At 54.5% G+C, this 17928-nt stretch carries 19 protein-coding genes and 1 pseudogene; 9 read left to right on the forward strand and 11 right to left on the reverse strand.

Annotation, left to right across the window (positions count from 1 at the left end; translation table 11 throughout):
* Positions 1 to 168: 168 nt before the first annotated feature.
* The gene (locus HQN87_RS18590) at positions 169 to 1599 is read right to left on the reverse strand and encodes an aminotransferase-like domain-containing protein (protein ID WP_173136488.1); all 1431 of its coding nucleotides are present in this window, start codon (positions 1597 to 1599) and stop codon (positions 169 to 171) included.
* A gap of 223 nt (positions 1600 to 1822) precedes the next feature.
* On the opposite strand from HQN87_RS18590, the gene HQN87_RS18595 reads away from it, so the two are divergent.
* Positions 1823 to 2773 (forward strand): DMT family transporter, encoded by a 951-nt coding sequence (locus HQN87_RS18595; protein ID WP_173136490.1) that lies wholly within the window; start codon positions 1823 to 1825, stop codon positions 2771 to 2773.
* Positions 2774 to 3129: 356 nt separating this feature from the next.
* On the opposite strand, the gene HQN87_RS18600 is transcribed toward HQN87_RS18595, so the two are convergent.
* Positions 3130 to 3729: a hypothetical protein gene (locus HQN87_RS18600; protein ID WP_173136492.1), complete on the reverse strand. Its 600-nt coding sequence runs from the start codon at positions 3727 to 3729 to the stop codon at positions 3130 to 3132.
* Positions 3730 to 4006: 277 nt separating this feature from the next.
* Between HQN87_RS18600 and HQN87_RS18605 the strand changes: the two genes are divergently transcribed.
* The 3 genes from HQN87_RS18605 to glpX are packed head-to-tail and all read left to right on the forward strand — an operon-like array spanning position 4007 to position 6490.
* Positions 4007 to 4651 (forward strand): helix-turn-helix transcriptional regulator, encoded by a 645-nt coding sequence (locus HQN87_RS18605; protein WP_173136494.1) that lies wholly within the window; start codon positions 4007 to 4009, stop codon positions 4649 to 4651.
* A gap of 18 nt (positions 4652 to 4669) precedes the next feature.
* On the forward strand, positions 4670 to 5470 hold the full coding sequence (locus tag HQN87_RS18610) for a pyruvate, water dikinase regulatory protein (RefSeq protein WP_173136496.1): 801 nt from the start codon (positions 4670 to 4672) through the stop codon (positions 5468 to 5470).
* Positions 5471 to 5494: 24 nt separating this feature from the next.
* The gene (gene glpX / locus HQN87_RS18615; RefSeq protein WP_173136498.1) at positions 5495 to 6490 is read left to right on the forward strand and encodes a class II fructose-bisphosphatase; all 996 of its coding nucleotides are present in this window, start codon (positions 5495 to 5497) and stop codon (positions 6488 to 6490) included.
* A gap of 484 nt (positions 6491 to 6974) precedes the next feature.
* On the opposite strand, the pseudogene HQN87_RS32395 reads toward glpX, so the two are convergent.
* Positions 6975 to 7520, reverse strand: a pseudogene (locus HQN87_RS32395) (general stress protein); the annotation flags it as partial.
* A gap of 254 nt (positions 7521 to 7774) precedes the next feature.
* Here HQN87_RS32395 and HQN87_RS18625 point away from each other — a divergent pair.
* The 3 genes from HQN87_RS18625 (at position 7775) to HQN87_RS18635 (ending at position 10768) form a co-directional block, all read left to right on the forward strand.
* Positions 7775 to 8617 carry an AraC family transcriptional regulator gene (locus HQN87_RS18625; RefSeq protein ID WP_173136502.1) on the forward strand — a complete coding sequence of 281 codons (843 nt, stop codon included), beginning with the start codon at positions 7775 to 7777 and terminating at the stop codon, positions 8615 to 8617.
* A gap of 94 nt (positions 8618 to 8711) precedes the next feature.
* Positions 8712 to 9701, forward strand: a complete 990-nt coding sequence (locus tag HQN87_RS18630; RefSeq protein ID WP_173136504.1) for an aldo/keto reductase — start codon at positions 8712 to 8714, stop codon at positions 9699 to 9701.
* Positions 9702 to 9859: 158 nt separating this feature from the next.
* A complete protein-coding gene (locus HQN87_RS18635; RefSeq protein WP_173136506.1) occupies positions 9860 to 10768 on the forward strand; it encodes an aldo/keto reductase in 909 nt (302 codons plus the stop codon).
* Between the two features lie 97 nt (positions 10769 to 10865).
* Here HQN87_RS18635 and HQN87_RS18640 read toward each other — a convergent pair whose 3' ends face one another.
* From HQN87_RS18640 to HQN87_RS18660, 5 genes are all read right to left on the reverse strand, one after another.
* Complete coding sequence (locus tag HQN87_RS18640; protein ID WP_173136508.1) at positions 10866 to 11162, reverse strand: hypothetical protein; 297 nt, start codon at positions 11160 to 11162, stop codon at positions 10866 to 10868.
* A gap of 94 nt (positions 11163 to 11256) precedes the next feature.
* Positions 11257 to 11988 (reverse strand): ZIP family metal transporter, encoded by a 732-nt coding sequence (locus HQN87_RS18645; protein WP_173136510.1) that lies wholly within the window; start codon positions 11986 to 11988, stop codon positions 11257 to 11259.
* A 74-nt stretch (positions 11989 to 12062) separates the two neighbouring features.
* Positions 12063 to 13031: a peptide-methionine (S)-S-oxide reductase MsrA gene (msrA, locus tag HQN87_RS18650; protein ID WP_173136512.1), complete on the reverse strand. Its 969-nt coding sequence runs from the start codon at positions 13029 to 13031 to the stop codon at positions 12063 to 12065.
* Positions 13032 to 13062: 31 nt separating this feature from the next.
* Positions 13063 to 13860 (reverse strand): ABC transporter permease, encoded by a 798-nt coding sequence (locus HQN87_RS18655; protein WP_173136514.1) that lies wholly within the window; start codon positions 13858 to 13860, stop codon positions 13063 to 13065.
* A complete protein-coding gene (locus HQN87_RS18660; RefSeq protein ID WP_173136516.1) occupies positions 13857 to 14777 on the reverse strand; it encodes an ABC transporter ATP-binding protein in 921 nt (306 codons plus the stop codon). Before HQN87_RS18660 ends, HQN87_RS18655 begins: the two co-directional genes overlap by 4 nt.
* Positions 14778 to 14873: 96 nt before the next feature.
* Between HQN87_RS18660 and HQN87_RS18665 the strand changes: the two genes are divergently transcribed.
* Both HQN87_RS18665 and HQN87_RS18670 read left to right on the forward strand, forming a co-directional pair.
* A complete protein-coding gene (locus tag HQN87_RS18665; protein WP_173136518.1) occupies positions 14874 to 15668 on the forward strand; it encodes a LytR/AlgR family response regulator transcription factor in 795 nt (264 codons plus the stop codon).
* Positions 15665 to 16948 carry an ATP-binding protein gene (locus HQN87_RS18670; RefSeq protein ID WP_173136520.1) on the forward strand — a complete coding sequence of 428 codons (1284 nt, stop codon included), beginning with the start codon at positions 15665 to 15667 and terminating at the stop codon, positions 16946 to 16948. Before HQN87_RS18665 ends, HQN87_RS18670 begins: the two co-directional genes overlap by 4 nt.
* 46 nt (positions 16949 to 16994) lie before the next feature.
* Here HQN87_RS18670 and HQN87_RS18675 read toward each other — a convergent pair whose 3' ends face one another.
* From HQN87_RS18675 to HQN87_RS18685, 3 genes are read right to left on the reverse strand one after another with little or no spacing between them, the layout of a single operon-like run.
* The gene (locus tag HQN87_RS18675; protein ID WP_173136522.1) at positions 16995 to 17366 is read right to left on the reverse strand and encodes a hypothetical protein; all 372 of its coding nucleotides are present in this window, start codon (positions 17364 to 17366) and stop codon (positions 16995 to 16997) included.
* Positions 17353 to 17529, reverse strand: coding sequence for a hypothetical protein (locus HQN87_RS18680; RefSeq protein WP_155991288.1), 177 nt, complete (start codon positions 17527 to 17529; stop codon positions 17353 to 17355). Before HQN87_RS18680 ends, HQN87_RS18675 begins: the two co-directional genes overlap by 14 nt.
* Positions 17526 to 17750, reverse strand: coding sequence for a hypothetical protein (locus HQN87_RS18685; RefSeq protein ID WP_173136524.1), 225 nt, complete (start codon positions 17748 to 17750; stop codon positions 17526 to 17528). The genes HQN87_RS18680 and HQN87_RS18685 overlap by 4 nt, the downstream gene beginning before the upstream one ends.
* Positions 17751 to 17928 lie beyond the last annotated feature (178 nt).

Genomic DNA, 17928 nt, shown 5'->3' on the forward strand with positions numbered 1-17928 from the left:
AAAAACAGGAGAAAGGTTACCGCTCCAGCCAAAATAAAACAAAATTGGCAAACAGCAGCAGAGAGAACAATCGGAACAGCTATTACCTGCCTAGACTCCCGGTTGCTGTTGTCCGGGGGATTAAACGCAGGCCCTTCTGCATTTCCTCCCTGCATCTATCTTCTGCTCTCAGCTTCCCTCTTCAGCCTCAATCTCCCGCGCAATCGCGGTGAGCCGCCGCACCCCCTCGCGGAGCAGCGCTTCGCTGGCGAAGGAGTAGCTAAGGCGCAGCCAGGACTTCATCTCCCCCAGCGGATCACAGATTTCACCCGGAACGAAGGAGATCGAATGTTCCAGGCAGCGGGCTAACAGCTTATCTACCGGGACCGCCTCCGGCAGCTTCACCCATAGGCTCAGGCCGCCCTGCGGGGTGAGCCATTCCCAGCCGGTGGCTGCAAGCTCCTCCTCCATAATCTCCTTGTGCACCTGGAGCGCAATCCGCAGCTTCCCGAGATGCTGCTGTAAGCGCGGCGAGGTGTAGTAATGCAGGAATATCTTCTGGTTCAGCAGCGGCGTCCCGTTATCCGCCAAGGACTTGGCGGCGATTAGCCGCTCCATGAACGGATAACGGCAGGCCACCGCACAGATCCGCAGGCCGGGGGCCACATATTTGCTGAAGCTGCTGATATACATAACCCATCCCTCCGTATCATAAGCGAAGAACGGCGGGGGCGGCTCCTCTAAGAAGTACATGTCGCGGAACGGATCATCCTCTACGATCAGGCAGCGGTAACGCTCCGCCAGCTCCACCAGCAGCTTGCGCTGCTTCGCAGGAACCGTATACCCCGTCGGATTATGATGGGTCGGGTTGATATAGAACATCCGGGGCTTGTGCCTACGCATCAGCTCTTCCACCGCCGCCAGATCGTACCCCTGGGGCGAGATCTCTACCGCTACGAGCCGCGCCCCTGCCCGCCGAAAAATATCCAGCGCCACACTATACGTAGGCCGCTCCACCAATACGGCATCCATCGGGCCGAGCATGATCCCGGCAATCAGATTAATGGCCTGCTGTGCGCCGGAAGTAATCAGCAGCTCACGGGCCGACAGCTGCAGCCTGTACCGTTCGTGGAAATGGCTGCTCAGTGTAGTGCGCAGCTCCTCATCCCCCTGCACGGAGGAATAGGTGCCCATCACCTTCGGGTAGAGGTCGAATACTTTTTTGACATAGTCGGACAGAAAAAGGTTCGGCAGCAGGCCCGGATCAATCAATGCCTGTGAGAACTGGTAAGTGACCGGCAGCCGCTGGATGTCGGACATCGGACTGCGGACCCTATACCCTGCCACGCCTGCTCCCTCCTCGATATTCCTGTCCAGCTTGCTGCCGGGGGTAACATAATAACCGGATTTATCCTTGACATACAGCTTGCCATTCTCGCTCAGCGCCCGGTAAGCCTTGAAGACTGTCAGCCGGTGGACACCCAGTTCATCCGCCAGTTGCCGGATCGACGGCAGCTTGTCATCGGCCTTCCATTCCCCGCGCTCAATCCGCTTCAGCATGAATTCATAGACTTGGCGAAATAAGGGATGACTTGGCTCGGCTCCCGCCGTTTTTCTCATAATTACACCGCCTCTCCTTCATTTAACCGCAATCGCTTCACAGCTCACTGGTTACTCCTGCTAGCTCCTGCACACTCTACCGCTAACTTCTCTCCGCCTTATTGTACAGCATTCCGCCCGGTAACTGTTCTGTGTTCTGCAATCTGTTCTGTGCCTATGAGGATATGATGAACAGAATACTTTAAGAGGCTGCCTCATTACCACCGCAAAGGGGAACTGAATCATGATTATGTTAGCTTATTCACTGGTCTGTCTGATCTTCGGCACTACCTTCCTGGCCATCAAAATCGGCGTAGACGCCGGAGCGCCGCCCTTCTTCTCTGCCGGACTGCGTTTTTTCACGGCGGGTGCGGTGCTGTTCCTGTTCATGGTCCTGCGGGGCAAAGCCCGCTTCTCCCTGCTGCTGCGCAAGGAAATGCTGCTCACAGGAGCTGCGCTGACCTTCGGCACCTTCGCCGCTCTCTACTGGGCGGAACAATATGTATCCTCCGGGCTTGCCGCCGTATTGTCTGCCACCGGGCCGATGATGATTCTGCTCATGCAGATGGCCTTTATGCGGCAAAAAGCGCCCGCCTATTCTCTATTCGGCTGTATCATCGGCTTCACCGGCGTCCTGCTGCTGGTGCTGCCCAGCCTTGCGGCTGATGTCACTCCGCTCTGGCTGATCGGCTGTGTGGTTGTGCTGATCGGAGAACTCTGCTATGCGGCAGGGGCCATTTACTCCAAAAAAGTAATCACCACCTTCTCTGGAGTATCCCCTGTGGCCCTAAACGCAGCCCAGATGATGTACGGCGGGGTGCTGCTGTTTATCCTGTCCCTGTTCACCGAGCCGCTGCACCCTTCCTACCTGTTGTCGTTCCAAACCGCCGGCTCTCTGCTCTACCTGACCATTATCGGCTCCATGGTTGGACATACCCTGTTCTACTGGCTCGTCTCGAAGACGAATCCCGTCTTTCCGTCCACCTGGCTGTACATCTCTCCGCCGATTGCCGTCGGTGTAGGCTTCCTGTTCTATAACGAGGCGGTCACCTGGGTAACGTTGCTTGGTGTAATTACCATTATCGCCGGAACCATCCTGGTGAATGCGGGCGCCCTGAGGCAATTAATATTCAAGCCGAAACCGGTAATCCCCGTGCTGCCAAAAGCGGGCATTGAAGCACTTCCGCAGGAGTAAGGGTAGCACTTAAGTTTTTAACTTGAAGCTTCATCGTCACTGCGGTGAACATTTGGACTTTCGGCCGCTGTTGTCCCCAGATTTCTTGATTCATACCGCTCTTCGCGGTGGAAATCCGGTGACTGCTGATGCTTCCGAAGCGAGCTTTCCTGCGGAAAGCTTTCAGGCGGTCGCTGTCGCTCCTACAGTTCCAAATTTCCCCTCCGCTTCTTTTACTTTTTGTTTATTTCTTTAGTGCTTCTTATAGACAGTACTCCTTATAGGTGTCCTGCAGAAACACAAACAGCCTGTACCCTGACTTTAAGGGTTACAGGCTGTTCTGTTGTCTTTTCATAGGGCTTGGGGTGCCCTGGAGTTTAATGCTTCTCTTCCGAACTGAAATACAAATTCAGCGGCAATTCCTCATCACTCTGGTTGCTGTTCGATATCTTGTAGGTGATATACAGCTTCTTCTCACCCTCGCCATAAGTCCATGATTCTTCGATGGATCCAGTCAGCGGCTTAAGCGGAAGCGTCATCCGGTCAATCTTCTGGATGGATTGCTGAGCTTTGGCCGCCTCTTCCTTATCCGCAGGCCTGTAATGTTCCAAGAATACGCGCACAAGCTCTCTCGCATTCTCATATCCGGACTCTGATCTGGGAAATACTGTCCCGATCCGGTAGCCAATGATCTTATCCGTTGGTACATCTGCCGTAATCTGCTGGATGAATTCCATATCATTCACGGTCAGGATTTCATCCTGCATCACTGTCCCCAGAGTTGTATCGTATTCCCCTACGGCATCCGTAATTTCCAGAGCAGCAAGCCCTTCTTCGAGTGGCTGCTTGAACACAGCCTGGTGCTTGTCCACCTGTGTGAACAGTTCTGCATACTTTGGGGTGTCCTTGCTGCATCCGGCAACTAACAATGATAGTAGGACCACGCTATACAATAGAATGAAGCATGATTTCCTCAAATGAATACACCTCCTTGCCTGAACATCTCTCCAAACCTTACCATATTTCCCAACGTCGGACACAACTCGCCTATCTTTTGTTTGCCCAAGGCTCAATAATTTTATATATGACGTACTATATGTTGCATTTATGATCATTATTGCGTATTATATAACCAAGTTAGGGAATAAGCTTCCATTAGGACGTCTGATTGAAAGGGGGAATCGGCAGAACGGTACTCCTTTTCTATAGAGAAGTACCTGCATCTATTCGTATACCGGAAAGCGGAGGAACATTGTGATCGAACTGACAACCCGACAATTGCAAATTATTGAGATTGTGAAAAAAAGAGCGCCGATTACCGGTGACCAAATCGCCGAAAGCCTGGGCCTCAGCCGGCCGACCATCCGGGGAGACTTGTCCATCCTGGTCATGCTTGAATATGTGGACGCGAAGCCCAAGGTCGGCTACTTCCCCGGCACCAAGGCGGCAGCGCGCCATAACAGCCGGGGCCTGCTTCAGGATACCAAGGTTAGCGATATCCAGAGCATCCCGGTCATTATCCGCGAGAATACGACGATTCAGGATGCTGTAGTTACACTGTTCCTGCAGGATGTCGGTACGCTGATCATCTGCGATAGCAACGGTAAGCTAACCGGGGTCGCCTCGCGCAAGGACTTCCTGAAGGTCACGCTCGGTAATCCCGGAGCGGTAACCATGCCTGTGAGCATGGTCATGACGCGTCAGCCCAAGGTAGTCACTGTTTCGCCCGATGACACGGTGCTTGACGCCGCGCAGCGCATGATATATCACGAGGTAGACAGTCTGCCGGTAGTTATTCCCGGCAGCGGGGAAGGGTCCGCCACCGGGCTGGACGTAGTCGGGCGGTTGACCAAGACTTCCATCGTAAAGCTTCTCCTCGAGCTTGAAGCCAAAGGATAACGGAGGAATTGATAGAGCATGGAGCCATCCACCCATTTCATTACGATATGCTCGGATTCTATTGGAGATACGGCGGAGGCTGTTGTGCAGGCCGTGATACACCAATTTCAGAATCAGCGTGTCACCATCAGAAGATACGGTAATGTCAGACATGAAGATGAACTGCGCAAGTTAATGGAAGAGGCCGCTCAACACCAGGGCTTCGTAGCTTATACTCTCGTTCAGCCTGAACTGCGGGAGGTGATCCGTGAAGAGGCCGTCCGCCTCGATCTGAGAGTGGTTGACATCATGGGGCCGATGATGCAGGCCTTCATTGATACCTTCGACGATGCGCCCCAGGCTCGTCCGGGACTGCTGCACCAGCTGGACGAGGATTACTTCCGGCGGATGGAGGCTATTGAATTCACCGTCGCCTGCGATGACGGGCGCGACCTCGGTGCGATGCTGAAGGCGGATATCGTCCTGCTCGGCATGTCCCGCACCTCGAAGACGCCGCTTAGTATCTTTCTGGCCCACCGGGGCAAAAAGGTTGTGAATTATCCGGTTGTGCCGGAGGTAGGCCCGCCGCAGCAGCTCCTTAGCCTGCCTGCAGGACGGATCATCGGACTAACCATGAAATCCGAATATATGCTGAAGATCCGTTCCGAGCGGCTGAAGATGCTGGGTCTGCCCACAGGCTCACAGTATGCCAGCCTTGAACGTATTACAGAGGAAATGGAATATGCGGCAGCCCTATTCGCCAAGCTGGGTTGTCCGGTCATTGATATTACGGATAAGGCCATTGAAGAAACGGCCGGCATTATTATGGGTTATATCTAATCAGACTGAACTGGAGGGAATCTTATGGAACGCGAATTGGCACTGGAAATTGTACGGGTCACTGAACTTGGGGCATTATCCTCAGCCCGCTGGATCGGCCGGGGCGACAAGCACGCGGCAGATGAAGCTGCCACAACTGCAATCCGTTCCATGTTCGATTCCGTCTCCATTGACGGGACCGTCGTGATCGGTGAAGGAGAAATGGACGAAGCCCCGATGCTCTACATCGGGGAACGGGTCGGCAACCGTAACGGCCCTTCCGTCGATGTGGCGGTGGACCCGCTGGAAGGCACTGAGGTGGTGGCCTGCGGGCTGCATAATGCCCAGTCTGTCATTGCAATTGCGGATAAGGGCAGCCTTCTTCATGCGCCTGACATCTATATGGAGAAGCTGGCCTGCGGCCCCGAGCTGGCCGGCAGGCTCAGCCTCGGGGACCCGGCGGAAGTAACGCTGCACAAGGCCGCCCGGATTACCGGCAAATCGCTCTCCGAGCTGACGGTGATGGTGCTGGACCGCAAGCGGCATGAGCGGCTGATCGCCATTCTGCGCGAAGCGGGCGTCCGCATCAAGCTGCTGGGCCATGGCGATGTTGCCGGAGCGATTGCCGCCGCGCTGCCGGACAGCGATGTCGATCTGTACATGGGCTCCGGCGGTGCACCGGAGGGCGTACTGGCTGCTGCCGCACTGCGCTGCCTGGGCGGGGAGCTTCAGGGCAGGCTGCTGCCCGAAGGCCCTGCAGAGATGCAGCGCTGCCAGCAGATGGGCCTGGACCATCCGGCACGGGTGCTGTCCATGGAGGACATGGTCGGCACCGGTGATGTGATCTTCGCCGCAACCGGAGTGACCTCCGGCGAGTTCCTCAGCGGCGTCCGCTTCATCGGCAAGGAACGCGCCGAGACCCATTCCGTGATCATGCGGGCGCAGAGCCGCACGATCCGTTACATCCGCAGCATCCATTTCCTGCCCGGCAAGGAGATCCCGCAGATTGCTGCGGCCAGGCAGGATGCGGCTTGGATGTAGGTTTCTGCCCGGCAGCTTATCCATCAAGCAGGAACAGGCTCCGCCATCCTTTTAATAGACGTCATTCGTTGCAGCGACAAACAAGGGTTTCCCTGAAGTCCGGCGGGACTTCGGGAAACCCTTGTTTGTGTCATTCACATGTTACATTCATCGCTTGCCAGCTGCGACCATGCTCTGGTCTAGCAGCAGTTCACTACAACCGTCCGCCCTCACGGCTCTGGCCGGCTCGTGCTCCTTCATTCCTTGCAGCATTCTGTGCCTGCTTCTCCTCCAGATCCGCCAGTCTGCGGTCCGCTGTATGATCCGGTGTCTTGTCTATGCCGTTACGCGTGCCAGAATACAGGTCTCCTGTCATCCCCGGCCGGTTCATGTCCTCCACCGCTCTTCTCTCCGGGAGATCATGCTCCGTAGCGGAATTCATGGTATCCAGCCCTGTATCATGTCTGCCTTCAAGACCAGAGCCGTTGAACGCCGCATCCACAGCATCTGTGACGGAGTCCCGCGGGGCATCCCCGGCAGCACTTGTATCAGTCATATAACGGTCAGCGTTCGCTGAATTATGATTGCGGAATACAGAATACACTTCACTTTCCCGCTTGTTATCTGCATCCACCATGACCAGAATGCGGCCTTCATCCACATCATTATCGTAGCTTGCCGCTTCATCCTCAGGAATACCCAGCCCGATCAGACCGCCCACGAGACCTCCCGTTCCTGCTCCAACGGCCACTCCGGTCAATGTCGCTGCGATCGGTCCCGCTGCGATAATCGGCCCGATTCCCGGAATTGCCAGGGCGCCGATGCCTGCCAACAGCCCCGTCACACCGCCAAGAATACCTCCTGTCGCCGCCCCGGATGCCAGCCCCTCAGGCGCTTTGGTTCCTGTCTCTTCATTGATTGCTTCTGCATCGCGTCTATTTCTCGCTATCACTGAGATATCCTCTGTCAGAAATCCATGTGCCTTCAGGTCTTCAATAGCCCGCGAAGCTTCATGCTCCGTATGGAATACCCCTACAATTTTCTTATTCATAACGATTCCCTCCTGGTAGCTGATTTGTAATTTAGTTCTCGCTTAACTTTCACACCCCTTACTTAACCAAACGCTCCTCCGCGAAACTGGTAACTTTCAATCTTTGCCCGGGTTCCACAAAAAAATTTATGAAACAGAAAACTGCACGCTGGAACTTTTTAGGGTTGTTTGGCTCTCACCAGGCTGATGTATAATGGAGATAACCGCTTTCATGCGGAGCACGATCTTACTACCCGGAAATGAGGCTGCAAAGCATGACTGTATTCAAATATAACGCCCATCGCCCCCACCGGGCCAGTCCTGACCTGTATCTGCATTACTGGGGCCAGGAGCAGTGCGCACCCGGTCATTCGTTCGGACCCGGAGTGCGAAGCCTGTACAAAATCCACTTCATACACGCCGGAACCGGCAAGATAACCGTCGGTGAAGCCACACATACACTGGGCGCAGGGCAGGCCTTCCTCACTTATCCGCATGTGGTAACGCATTATGCTGCAGATCAAGATGACCCTTGGCTGTATTCCTGGATTGCTTTTACCGGGGAGGAAGCCGGGTATCTGCTCTCACGGACTTCACTAACCCCGGAGCAGCCGGTGTTCCCGATGGACCAGGTGCTGATGCCCTCTCTGTCTGCCAGGTTATCTGAAACGGGGAGCAGCAGGGATCTGCTGGATCTGCCGCTGAAGGTGATGCTCTATGAGTTCTTCTCCCTGCTGCTGCGCACGGTCCCGGCTGCCGAAAGCCCGGTTCCGCGCAGCAGAAGTGTCTATGTCGAGCAGTGCCTGCATTACCTTCAAGCCCACTACGCCGAGAATGTGACGATGGAGAGCCTGTCCGCTTCCCTGAAGCTGGACCGCAAATATATGTCGGCGCTGTTCAAGCGGACGGTTGGCTTGCCTCCGCAGCAATATCTGCTCCAATTTCGTATGTCCAAAGCCTGTGAGCTGCTGACGGAGACCGGTTGCACCATAGGGGAGATCTCGCAATCGGTTGGGTATCAGGATGCTCTGCTCTTTTCCCGGATGTTCAAGAAGGTGAAGGGCTGCTCGCCCAAAGAATACCGGCTCCGCCATACAGATACGGACATTGTGCTATAAAAATCATCCATGCTGACATACGATTGAAAGCGTTTATCCTCTACAATTAGGGAGGTATCCAGTCTGCACAACTTAAACTTAGGAGGAATCCAATATGTATATTGCCAGTCCTGAACGCTATGACACTATGAAATATAACCGCACCGGCCGCAGTGGCCTGCTGCTCCCGGCGATTTCGCTCGGGCTGTGGCATAACTTCGGCGGCCAGGATGTATTTGAGAACGGCCGCGCTATGGTCCGGCGGGCATTCGATCTGGGGATTACCCACTTCGACCTCGCCAATAACTACGGCCCGCCCGCCGGCTCTGCTGAAGAGAGCTTCGGACAGATGCTGAAGAAGGACCTCGCCCCTTACCGCGATGAGCTGATCATCTCCAGCAAAGCCGGGTATTATATGTGGCCTGGCCCTTACGGGGAATGGGGCTCCAAAAAGAATCTGGTATCCAGTCTGGATCAGAGCCTGAAGCGGCTGGGACTGGATTATGTCGATATCTACTACCACCACCGCCCGGACCCGAATACGCCGCTGGAAGAAACGATGTCCGCCCTTGATCTGCTGGTGCGGCAGGGCAAGGCGCTGTATGTCGGCATCTCGAACTACAGACCTGAAGAGGCGCGCGAAGCGGCGCAGATTCTCCGCCGCCTGGGCACGCCTTGCCTGATTCATCAGCCGAACTACTCGATGATGTCGCGCTGGATCGAAGACGGCCTGCAGGATGTGCTCGAAGAAGAAGGCATCGGCACCATTGCCTTCTCTCCGCTACAGAAGGGCATCCTGACCGACCGTTACCTGAACGGCATCACCGCCGATTCCCGTGCCGCCGGACCGAGTGTGTTCCTCTCCGAGAAGGAGATCACTGCCGAGGTGATCGCCAAGGTAAGCAAGCTGAACGAAATTGCCGCAGCCCGCGGACAGAAGATGTCCCAGCTTGCCTTGTCCTGGGTCCTGCGCGGCGGCAAAGTGACCTCTGCACTGATCGGTGCGAGCAAGGTAAGCCAGATCGAAGATGCTGTAGCCTCACTGAATGCGCCTGAGCTAAGTGCGGAAGAACTGGAGCAGATCGAGCAGATTCTGCGCGGATAAGTTAAGCAGGCACTCCACCTATAGATCATGACGGCAATCCTCCCCATCCGCTTATCCGCGCGGTGGTGCAGGATTGCCGTTTTGGTGTAATGGGATTACAGAACGCGCTGAATGCTATAATGGATTCAACTATAACTGCACTAACGAAAGGACATCCGATGAAGACTAACCGATTGGGATCATCCGATTTAGACGTAAGTGCCATGGGCCTCGGCTGCATGTCACTGGGCACCGATGAAGCGCAGGCAACGGCCATTATCCACGAAGCGCTGGACCGCGGGATCAACTTCCTGGATACCGCCGACCTCTACGATGAGGGCCGCAATGAAGAGATCATCGGCCGGGCCATCCGGCACCGCCGCGCAGATGTTATCTTGGCGACCAAGGTGGGCAACCGCAGAATTCCCGGTAAAGAGGGCTGGAGCTGGGATGCTTCCAAGGCCTATATCCGCTCCGCGGTGAAGGAGAGTCTGCGCAGGCTGCAGACCGATTATATTGACCTGTATCAGCTTCACGGGGGAACGCTGGAGGATAATATTGACGAGACGATTGAAGCCTTCGAAGAGCTGAAGCGCGAAGGGGTTATCCGGCATTACGGCATCTCCTCCATCCGGCCGAATGTAATCCGTGAATATGTACAGCGTTCCGGCATAGTCAGCGTGATGAGCCAGTACAGCATCCTCGACAGACGCCCGGAGGAGAGCATCCTTCCGCTGCTGGCCCGCGCAGGCATCAGCCTGATTGCACGGGGGCCGCTGGCGAGCGGCATCCTGACAGAGCATGGCAGCAGCAAGGCTAAGCGGGCATATCTGGATTATACCGAGGCTGAGCTTACAGAGCTTCACGGACAGCTAATGAGCCAGACCACCCTCACCCGGACACTGACGCAGACCGCGCTGCAATATCCGCTGGCCGATCCGGCGGTGGCCGCCATTATTCCGGGGGCCAGCAGCCTGGAGCAGTTGCGGCAGAATATGGCCGCAGCCCGTTCACAGCCCCTCTCTGCGCTGGAGCTTGAGGCGGTACAGGAGGCCAGCAAGGCGGGCCGGTATACACTGCATGTGTAGAGCGGCCGATCGATAAAGAGGAACACACAGAAGAAGCTGCCTGGATACTGTAGACAATACAGTCTCTGGACAGCTTCATTTTCTTGTTTCTTAATTCTTAGGATGTACGCTTTCTTGCCTTAACGATCCAGGTGATCAGTGCAGCCACCAATACTATTGCGCTAATGAGCCATGTAAGCAGGAACGCCATGCCTAACCCGATATTGGCATCCAGCGCTTCCCTCCTGCTCTCCAGGATCAGCATGACCGCCAGCGGTGCTCCACTGGCTACGAGGAGAACTATCATACTGTAGCGGGCGAAATTCGTCCGTTTGTGAATGGCAGCATACAAGCACAGGTACGAAGCAATCAATAATACGAAGGATAATACAGCTTCCCATTCCAGACTAATCATCCTGTCATCACTCCTCATCCATAGGAACCGGGGATTGCGTAATAGTATAGCGGCTACCGCCGGCAGATGCAAATGACAGTGCTACAGAAGCAGCTTAGCCAAAGAACTGTGTAATATAGACCATCGCCAGCAGCCCAAATATAAACGAATACGTCGAGGGCCGCTCAAAGCCGTGGCCGTGACTCTCCGGGATCAGCTCCTTATACACGATGAAGAGCATCGCTCCGGCAGCGAATGCCAATCCGTATCCAACCACATTCTGTACATAGCTGGCTGTGAAATATCCGATCACGGCCGATACCATCTCCATGAGACCGGTCAGGGCGGCTATAGTCAGGGCTTTGCGCCGGGTGGCGCGGGCATTCATCAGGAAGATCGCCAGAATCAGCCCTTCCGGCATATTCTGTGCTCCGATGGCAATCGCCACCATCGGGCCAAGGCTTGTCTGCTCGCTGGCATAACTGAAGCCTGTGCTGAGCCCTTCAGGAATGTTATGGATGAACAGCGCAATCATTACGAGCAGCGCTTTGGAATCCAGATTGCTGAGGCCCGGCTTGTTCTCTACATCAATATGCGGAATATGGCTCTCAATCAGATCAAGCAGCAGCACACCGGTAATCAGCCCGAGGGTCAGCGCAATAATGCCTGACTCCTTAATCGCTTGCGGCATCAGCCCGAAGGTGCTTGCAGAGACCATAATCCCGGCAGTAAAGGCAACCAGCACATCCTTCCACAGCTCGGACAGCCGCCTTACGAACAGAATTGGAATAACGCCCAGCACCGTTGCCATTGCAGAACAAAAGCTGCCTAAAAGTGCACCCGCCAAATCTTCAACCCCTTTTGTGGACAGGACTATAGATCAAGCATATGCTCCCGGCAGCTATAAATATGACCAAGCTTTCACTTCGTGGAAAATAGTCCCAAATACCGCCCCAGCCCTCTGTCCTTAAGCTCCGCCTTAGGGACAAACTCCAGCGCGGCGGAATTGACATGGTAATGCTGCTTCGCCGGCTCCGGGCCATCAAAGGTTAAATATCCCAGATAAGCTCCGCTCAGCCTGCTGCGCAGCACGGTCCGTACCTGCCCGCCGCTATAATCGGCCTCCCGCCGGATCAGTCCGTCTTCCACCGGCCCCGTGAAGCTGGGCCAGCCCGTACCGGAATCGAATTTGTCCGCCGAGCTGAACAGCGGATCACCGCTGATGATATCCGTGTAGATACCTTCCTCGAAGTGATTCCAATACGCATTCTGGTAGGCAGGCTCCGTGCCTTTATGCTGGGTGACCTCATATTGCAGCTCCGTCAGCCGCTTGCGCAGCCGCTGCTTGTCCTCACGACCATTCCAGTGCAGCGCGGTGAAGTCATCGCGGCCCGAGCCTTTCTGATATAACTTATAATCCAGCGGATGGGTCCGGTAATACTGCTGATGCTCCGCTTCAGCCGGATAGAAGGGCGCAGCAGGCAATATCGGCGTCACAATCGGCGCCTTGAAGCGCTTGCTGGCCTTAAGCCGCTCCTTCGACAGCTCCGCTGTCTTCCGCTGCTCCTCATTGTGAACGAAGATGGCCGCCGCATACGAATGCCCCCGGTCCATGAATTGCCCGCCGTCATCCGTCGGATCAATCAGCTGCCAGTAGATGTCCAGCAGCCGTTCATAGGGGAACAGCTCCGGGTCGAAGACGATCTGCACCGCCTCCCGGTGGCCGGTGGTTTCTGACCCCACCTCCTCATAGGTTGGACTCTCCGTATGCCCGCCCGTATACCCTGACACCACCGAGACGATTCCCGGCAGCTCGTCGAACGGCTTAACCATACACCAGAAGCAGCCCCCGGCAAAGGTAGCCAGCTGCAGCGTAGTCTCTTCAGTCAAACAGACCGCCTCCCTGCACGCTTTTCTCCTATTATATATGAATATCTTTGTTCTCCAAAGCAAGCAGGGCAGCTCTCAGGCAAACAGCGATCCAAATTACAGGAATAAGCACCGCACGTATATAATCTCCCGCGTCCGACAGGAGTACAAGCCGGGCTTGCGCCACGTAGATCCCTGAGAATTTGAGAATCTGCGTCATCAGGGAATACTCTGAGATCACACGCAGAACCGCAGAGGATGAATCCTTGAGATATCCGCTGAGCAGAAGGTTCCCGAAAATAAAGAAAAAAGCAGCTACCACCGCCGAGGCCGGTTTGCGGAACAGCATCCCCAGCATCATGACTGCCGCACAATAGGCAGCCAGATAGAGCAGGTTCAGCCCCAATGCCGTCATACCGGCCATCAGATCAGCTGTAAATCCGGCATGACCCATTGGCGCTCCCGTGATCAGCGCTGCCGCGAGATAGAAGAGATAGAATAATCCGTAGAACTCCAGCAGCCAACCCAGAGCTGCAAGCAACTCCAGCACATATTTACTGGTGAAGTATTTCATCCGGCTGTGCCCGGCACCAATAATATTTTGCACCGAGCCATGCTCAAAGCCTTCCGTTGCGAAGAAGCAGGCATGTAGCGGAATAACCAGATAGAACAGGATGGAGAACGAAGCAGCGGACTTTAGCGGCTCCGCATAACTCCTTAAGGCATAACCTCCATTGCTGCCCAGGATAAGAACAAGCACGAAGCTGGCGAGCGCGAAGACGGCAGTGACGCTTTTGAACGCCAGATCTTTACGCAAATAGTAGATTTCTGCCTGCCACAAGTTTCTCATCTTCCGCCGCCCCCGATCAAATCCATATAATACTGTTCCAGGTTGGGCGCTGTCAGGTTAAAACCGTCAATCGGAACTCCCCGCTGTACAAGAAGAGACATCAGGTGCTCCAGATCTACCCCGTCCCGTGGAAGTTCAATTTCTCCGGCCTTGTTGATCCGAATATCCTCACGCTGCAGCTCCTGCTTCAGCATATTTGCTGCTGCTGCAGGAGCTGATGTCGTAATACAGATCATGACCTGCGCAGACTGCTGCAATTCCGTAGCGGAAATCTCTTTAATCAGCCTGCCCTGATGAATGAAGCCATATTTGCCGGCCAGTAACTGCAGCTCACTCAGAATATGACTGGAGATTAGAATAGTCACCCCTCGTTCATGGGCCAACTGCTCCAGGATATGCCTGATTTCCACGATCCCGGCAGGATCTAATCCGTTCACCGGCTCGTCCAGCACCAGGAAATCCGGCCGATTCAGCAGAGCAACGGCAATCCCTAGCCGCTGGCGCATCCCTAGCGAATACTCTCCGGCTTTCTTCGGTCCAGATTCACTAAGACCTACCATCCGCAGCACTTCAGCGCTCCTGCCCTTATCCCTGACTCCAAATATCCGGCAATAAAAGCCCAGATTCTCCAGCGCATTCATATGCGGGTAGAGTGAAGGCCGTTCGATCAGGAATCCGATCCGGCGTCTGGCCGCAATCAGCCTCTCTTTGGCCTGCTCTCCGAACAAGGCTATTGTCCCGGCTGTCGGCTGCACGACACCGCCGATCATTCTCATCAGCGTAGTTTTTCCCGCCCCGTTCTCTCCTACGAATCCATACACATCCCCTGCCTCAATCCTCATGTTGAGCTGATCCAGCGCATAACCCGAAGGGTACTTCTTGGATAAGCCCTCAGCCTCAAATACCGCTGCCGTCAAACCAAACACTCCTTCTCTATCTCATTTCTGTTCCAGGCTTAACCCTAACACCGCCCTCTCCCTCCGGTGCAGCCAGTGTCATATTCACGGGAGATCATGTCGTTTTTAAGGGATAAATTGTATAATGAAGGAATACTTGCAGAGGTGGAGAAGACGATGATTCATATTGCCGTGTGTGATGATGAGCCCCGCGCAGCCGGAGAAGCCGAGCGCCTGATCATGGAATCCGGGGAAAGCTTGGACGAGCACATTGAAATTTCTTTATATTATTCAGGAGAAAGCTTCGCCCGTGCCCTCCGGGACGGCCGGTGCTTCGATATTATATTGATGGATATTGAGCTGGGTGGACTCGATGGCATTACAGCGGGCCAGCTTCTGCGCGAGGACGACGGCAATGATCCGGTGCAGCTGATCTATATTTCCAGCCATGAAGAGTACCATATGCAGCTGTTTGACCTGCGTCCGTCAGGGTTCATCAAGAAGCCTGTGGAGCCGGAGAGCTTCAGACAGAAGCTGGCCGGAGCTATACACAAAACCATCCGCACCAGGCAGCAGGGCCGGACGAACTTCCTTGCAGTGCAGCTAAAGAACCAGGAATTGCGGATTCCCCACCGGGAAATTCACTATCTGGAGAGCAGTATAAGGCGGATCACGCTGGTTGCCCGGGATAGCACGCTGCAATATTACGGGAAGCTGGCCCTGGAGGAGCAGAAGCTGGCGGCCAGCCATTTTGTGCGGATTCACCAATCCTATATTGTCAACTTCTATTCAATCAAGGCTATTAGTGCCAAAAAGATCATTCTGATCACCGGCTGCGAGCTGCCGGTGAGTGATAAATACAGCCACGCATTACGTAAGGCTTATCTGCGTTTCAGGGGGGAGCTTGCTTGAATCCTGTCCTCCTGGATGAACTGATCTATTTAGCTGTACTTCCGCTGATGCCAGTCATACTGCATCTCTTCTTCGGCCGCTTCTTCACCTGTCTGACGGAGTCCCGGCTGCGGCTGATGACGCTATATATTCTGTACATAGTTGTCCATATTCTGCTCCATTACAGTTCCCTGCCCGCCCTGCTGCTGATGGCAGGCAATGTCGGACTTATCCTCGGTCTGTCCCTGTTCTACAGGGGCGAGCTTAAATGGCGGCTGTACGCTGCGCTCTTTATCTCAGCTGTGATTATTCTCAGCGATGCGGGGATTCCGCTTATCCCGACAGACAATGGCTACAGGCTTGGCCTGCTGCTCTCCAAGCTGCTGATGCTCTTCATCGTTCTATTGCTGCACCGGGTCGTTAGAGGCGAAGGCCGGGGCCAGCCGACCGGATGGTTAGGGTCTGCCATTTGGCTCTGTCCTTTTCTGAGTATTGCCGCTCTGCTCCAGTTGTCCGGCAATCCCTTCTTTCGGCTATATCCGCGGTTATTCCCTGTAGTTCCGGCACTGCTGCTCACCATTAATGTCCTGATCTTCATTCTGACGGACCGCGTGCTAAGTGCACGCTCTGAGCGCAGCCAGCGCCTGCTGCTGGAGCAGCAGAACAGCTATTATGTGAACCAGTATCACCGGAACCGGGAATTTCAGGAGGAAGCCCTCCGATTCCGCCATGACCTCAATCATATCCTGCTAGGCCTGCGGGCCAGCGTGCTTAACGGAGAAGAAGCGGCCACCAAAGCCGAGCTGGATGCTCTACTGGGCTGGACCGGGCAGTCCGGCGCTTTCTGCAATACCGGCAACCCGGTCATTGATTCCATTCTGGACTACAAACGGCGGGAGGCAGACACCGCGGAGATCGCCCTGCGCCTGGAGCTGAACCTTCCGCCCCGGATGATGCTTGATACCGCTGTGATCAGCGTTATTCTGGGCAATGCCCTTGATAATGCGTTAGAGGCTGCCTGCCAGGTACAGAAGGAATCAGGAGCGGAGCGGTACATCGCTGTACATATGCATTATCTGAATGACAGCTTATTTATACGAATTCAGAATCCTTACTCCGGTCCTATTCGCCTAAGCCCGCACGGTGAGCTTCTGACCACCAAAGGCGATAAGCGTGCCCACGGTATCGGACTGCGAAACATGCGCCAGACGATTGAGAGAGCCGGAGGATTGTTTAATCTTTCTTACAGCGGTCAGCGGTTTCAACTGGAGCTGGTGCTTTTTCATATAGAGAGATTATAGGGCTGAATAGCCGTAGGCTGGCCGGGAGTGATCCCTTAAGGATTATCTATTCAAGTTCCCGCTGTTTGGTACGCTTCGGACGGGTCTTGTTCTTCCGGTTGGTGTCCCATAGCTCCTTGTGCATCCAGCCAGCGAATACCAGCATCACGAGGGTCAGAACCAGTACATACTCCCGCATGATATTGGATAGAGCGCCGTCTGCACTGTATCCGAGAATGATATTTAACCTTCCCCACAACAGATTAAGACATAGCAGCGCTACAGCACCGTAAGTTACCCATACACTGCGGAGATACAAATTATACGTGCGCATAGGACCCCGTCCCATGAAATACCTGCTGTAGCGGATAACATAAGCGGTAAAAGCAATCAAGGCTATCGTCTCCAGTGTGATCAGGATCAAATCAATAATGTCCATGCAGATCATCTCCCCTTCTACCTAAACCGGTGCGGTGCAGATCAATAAGCCGCTCTAGATCATTGGATTCATACGCCTCTTGAATTTGGCCCAAAGTCTCAATTTCGCGTTTGACCCGGCTGGGCTTGAGCTCGTGTTTTCGGAATATATCGAGGAGCTTCACTTGTTGACGACCTCCTCATCATTAGGTTTTGTCTGAGCGGTACCTCTCTCAATCAGCAGCTTCACTAATGTGCGGTTATATTCGCTCAGTTGCTTCTCATTGTCCTCATCCCGCTTCTGATAGTTCTGGATCACTTTCTCTTTGTTCGCAATTTGCTTAACACTCCAGATCAAGGCAGTAGATAACAGAACATTCAGTACGACTGAACCATTGTTATCCACGAAAAGGCCAGTCAACGCACTGAAATCCATCTGTATCCCCCATTTCCTAATGGAATCGGAACGGATTGCATCTTAACCCCTGTCCACATTTTTGGCGCAATCCATTGCCGCGAGTCTAACAAAACCACCCTCAAGCCAGTCTACTCCAGGACTTGCTATTTGGATTGGGTAGAGCGGT

Origin of the sequence: Paenibacillus tritici, from assembly GCF_013204885.1 — a bacterium.
Lineage (GTDB): Bacteria > Bacillota > Bacilli > Paenibacillales > Paenibacillaceae > Paenibacillus_AQ > Paenibacillus_AQ tritici.

Excerpts from the sequence above, each read along its gene's own strand:
- HQN87_RS18590 (WP_173136488.1), bottom strand. The coding sequence starts at position 1,599 with ATGAGAAAAACGGCGGGAGCCGAGCCAAGTCATCCCTTATTTCGCCAA.
- HQN87_RS18595 (WP_173136490.1), top strand. The coding sequence starts at position 1,823 with ATGATTATGTTAGCTTATTCACTGGTCTGTCTGATCTTCGGCACTACC.
- HQN87_RS18610 (WP_173136496.1), top strand. The coding sequence starts at position 4,670 with ATGGAGCCATCCACCCATTTCATTACGATATGCTCGGATTCTATTGGA.
- glpX (WP_173136498.1), top strand. The coding sequence starts at position 5,495 with ATGGAACGCGAATTGGCACTGGAAATTGTACGGGTCACTGAACTTGGG.
- HQN87_RS18625 (WP_173136502.1), top strand. The coding sequence starts at position 7,775 with ATGACTGTATTCAAATATAACGCCCATCGCCCCCACCGGGCCAGTCCT.
- HQN87_RS18630 (WP_173136504.1), top strand. The coding sequence starts at position 8,712 with ATGTATATTGCCAGTCCTGAACGCTATGACACTATGAAATATAACCGC.
- HQN87_RS18635 (WP_173136506.1), top strand. The coding sequence starts at position 9,860 with ATGAAGACTAACCGATTGGGATCATCCGATTTAGACGTAAGTGCCATG.
- HQN87_RS18640 (WP_173136508.1), bottom strand. The coding sequence starts at position 11,162 with ATGATTAGTCTGGAATGGGAAGCTGTATTATCCTTCGTATTATTGATT.
- HQN87_RS18655 (WP_173136514.1), bottom strand. The coding sequence starts at position 13,860 with ATGAGAAACTTGTGGCAGGCAGAAATCTACTATTTGCGTAAAGATCTG.
- HQN87_RS18665 (WP_173136518.1), top strand. The coding sequence starts at position 14,874 with ATGTCGTTTTTAAGGGATAAATTGTATAATGAAGGAATACTTGCAGAG.
- HQN87_RS18675 (WP_173136522.1), bottom strand. The coding sequence starts at position 17,366 with ATGGACATTATTGATTTGATCCTGATCACACTGGAGACGATAGCCTTG.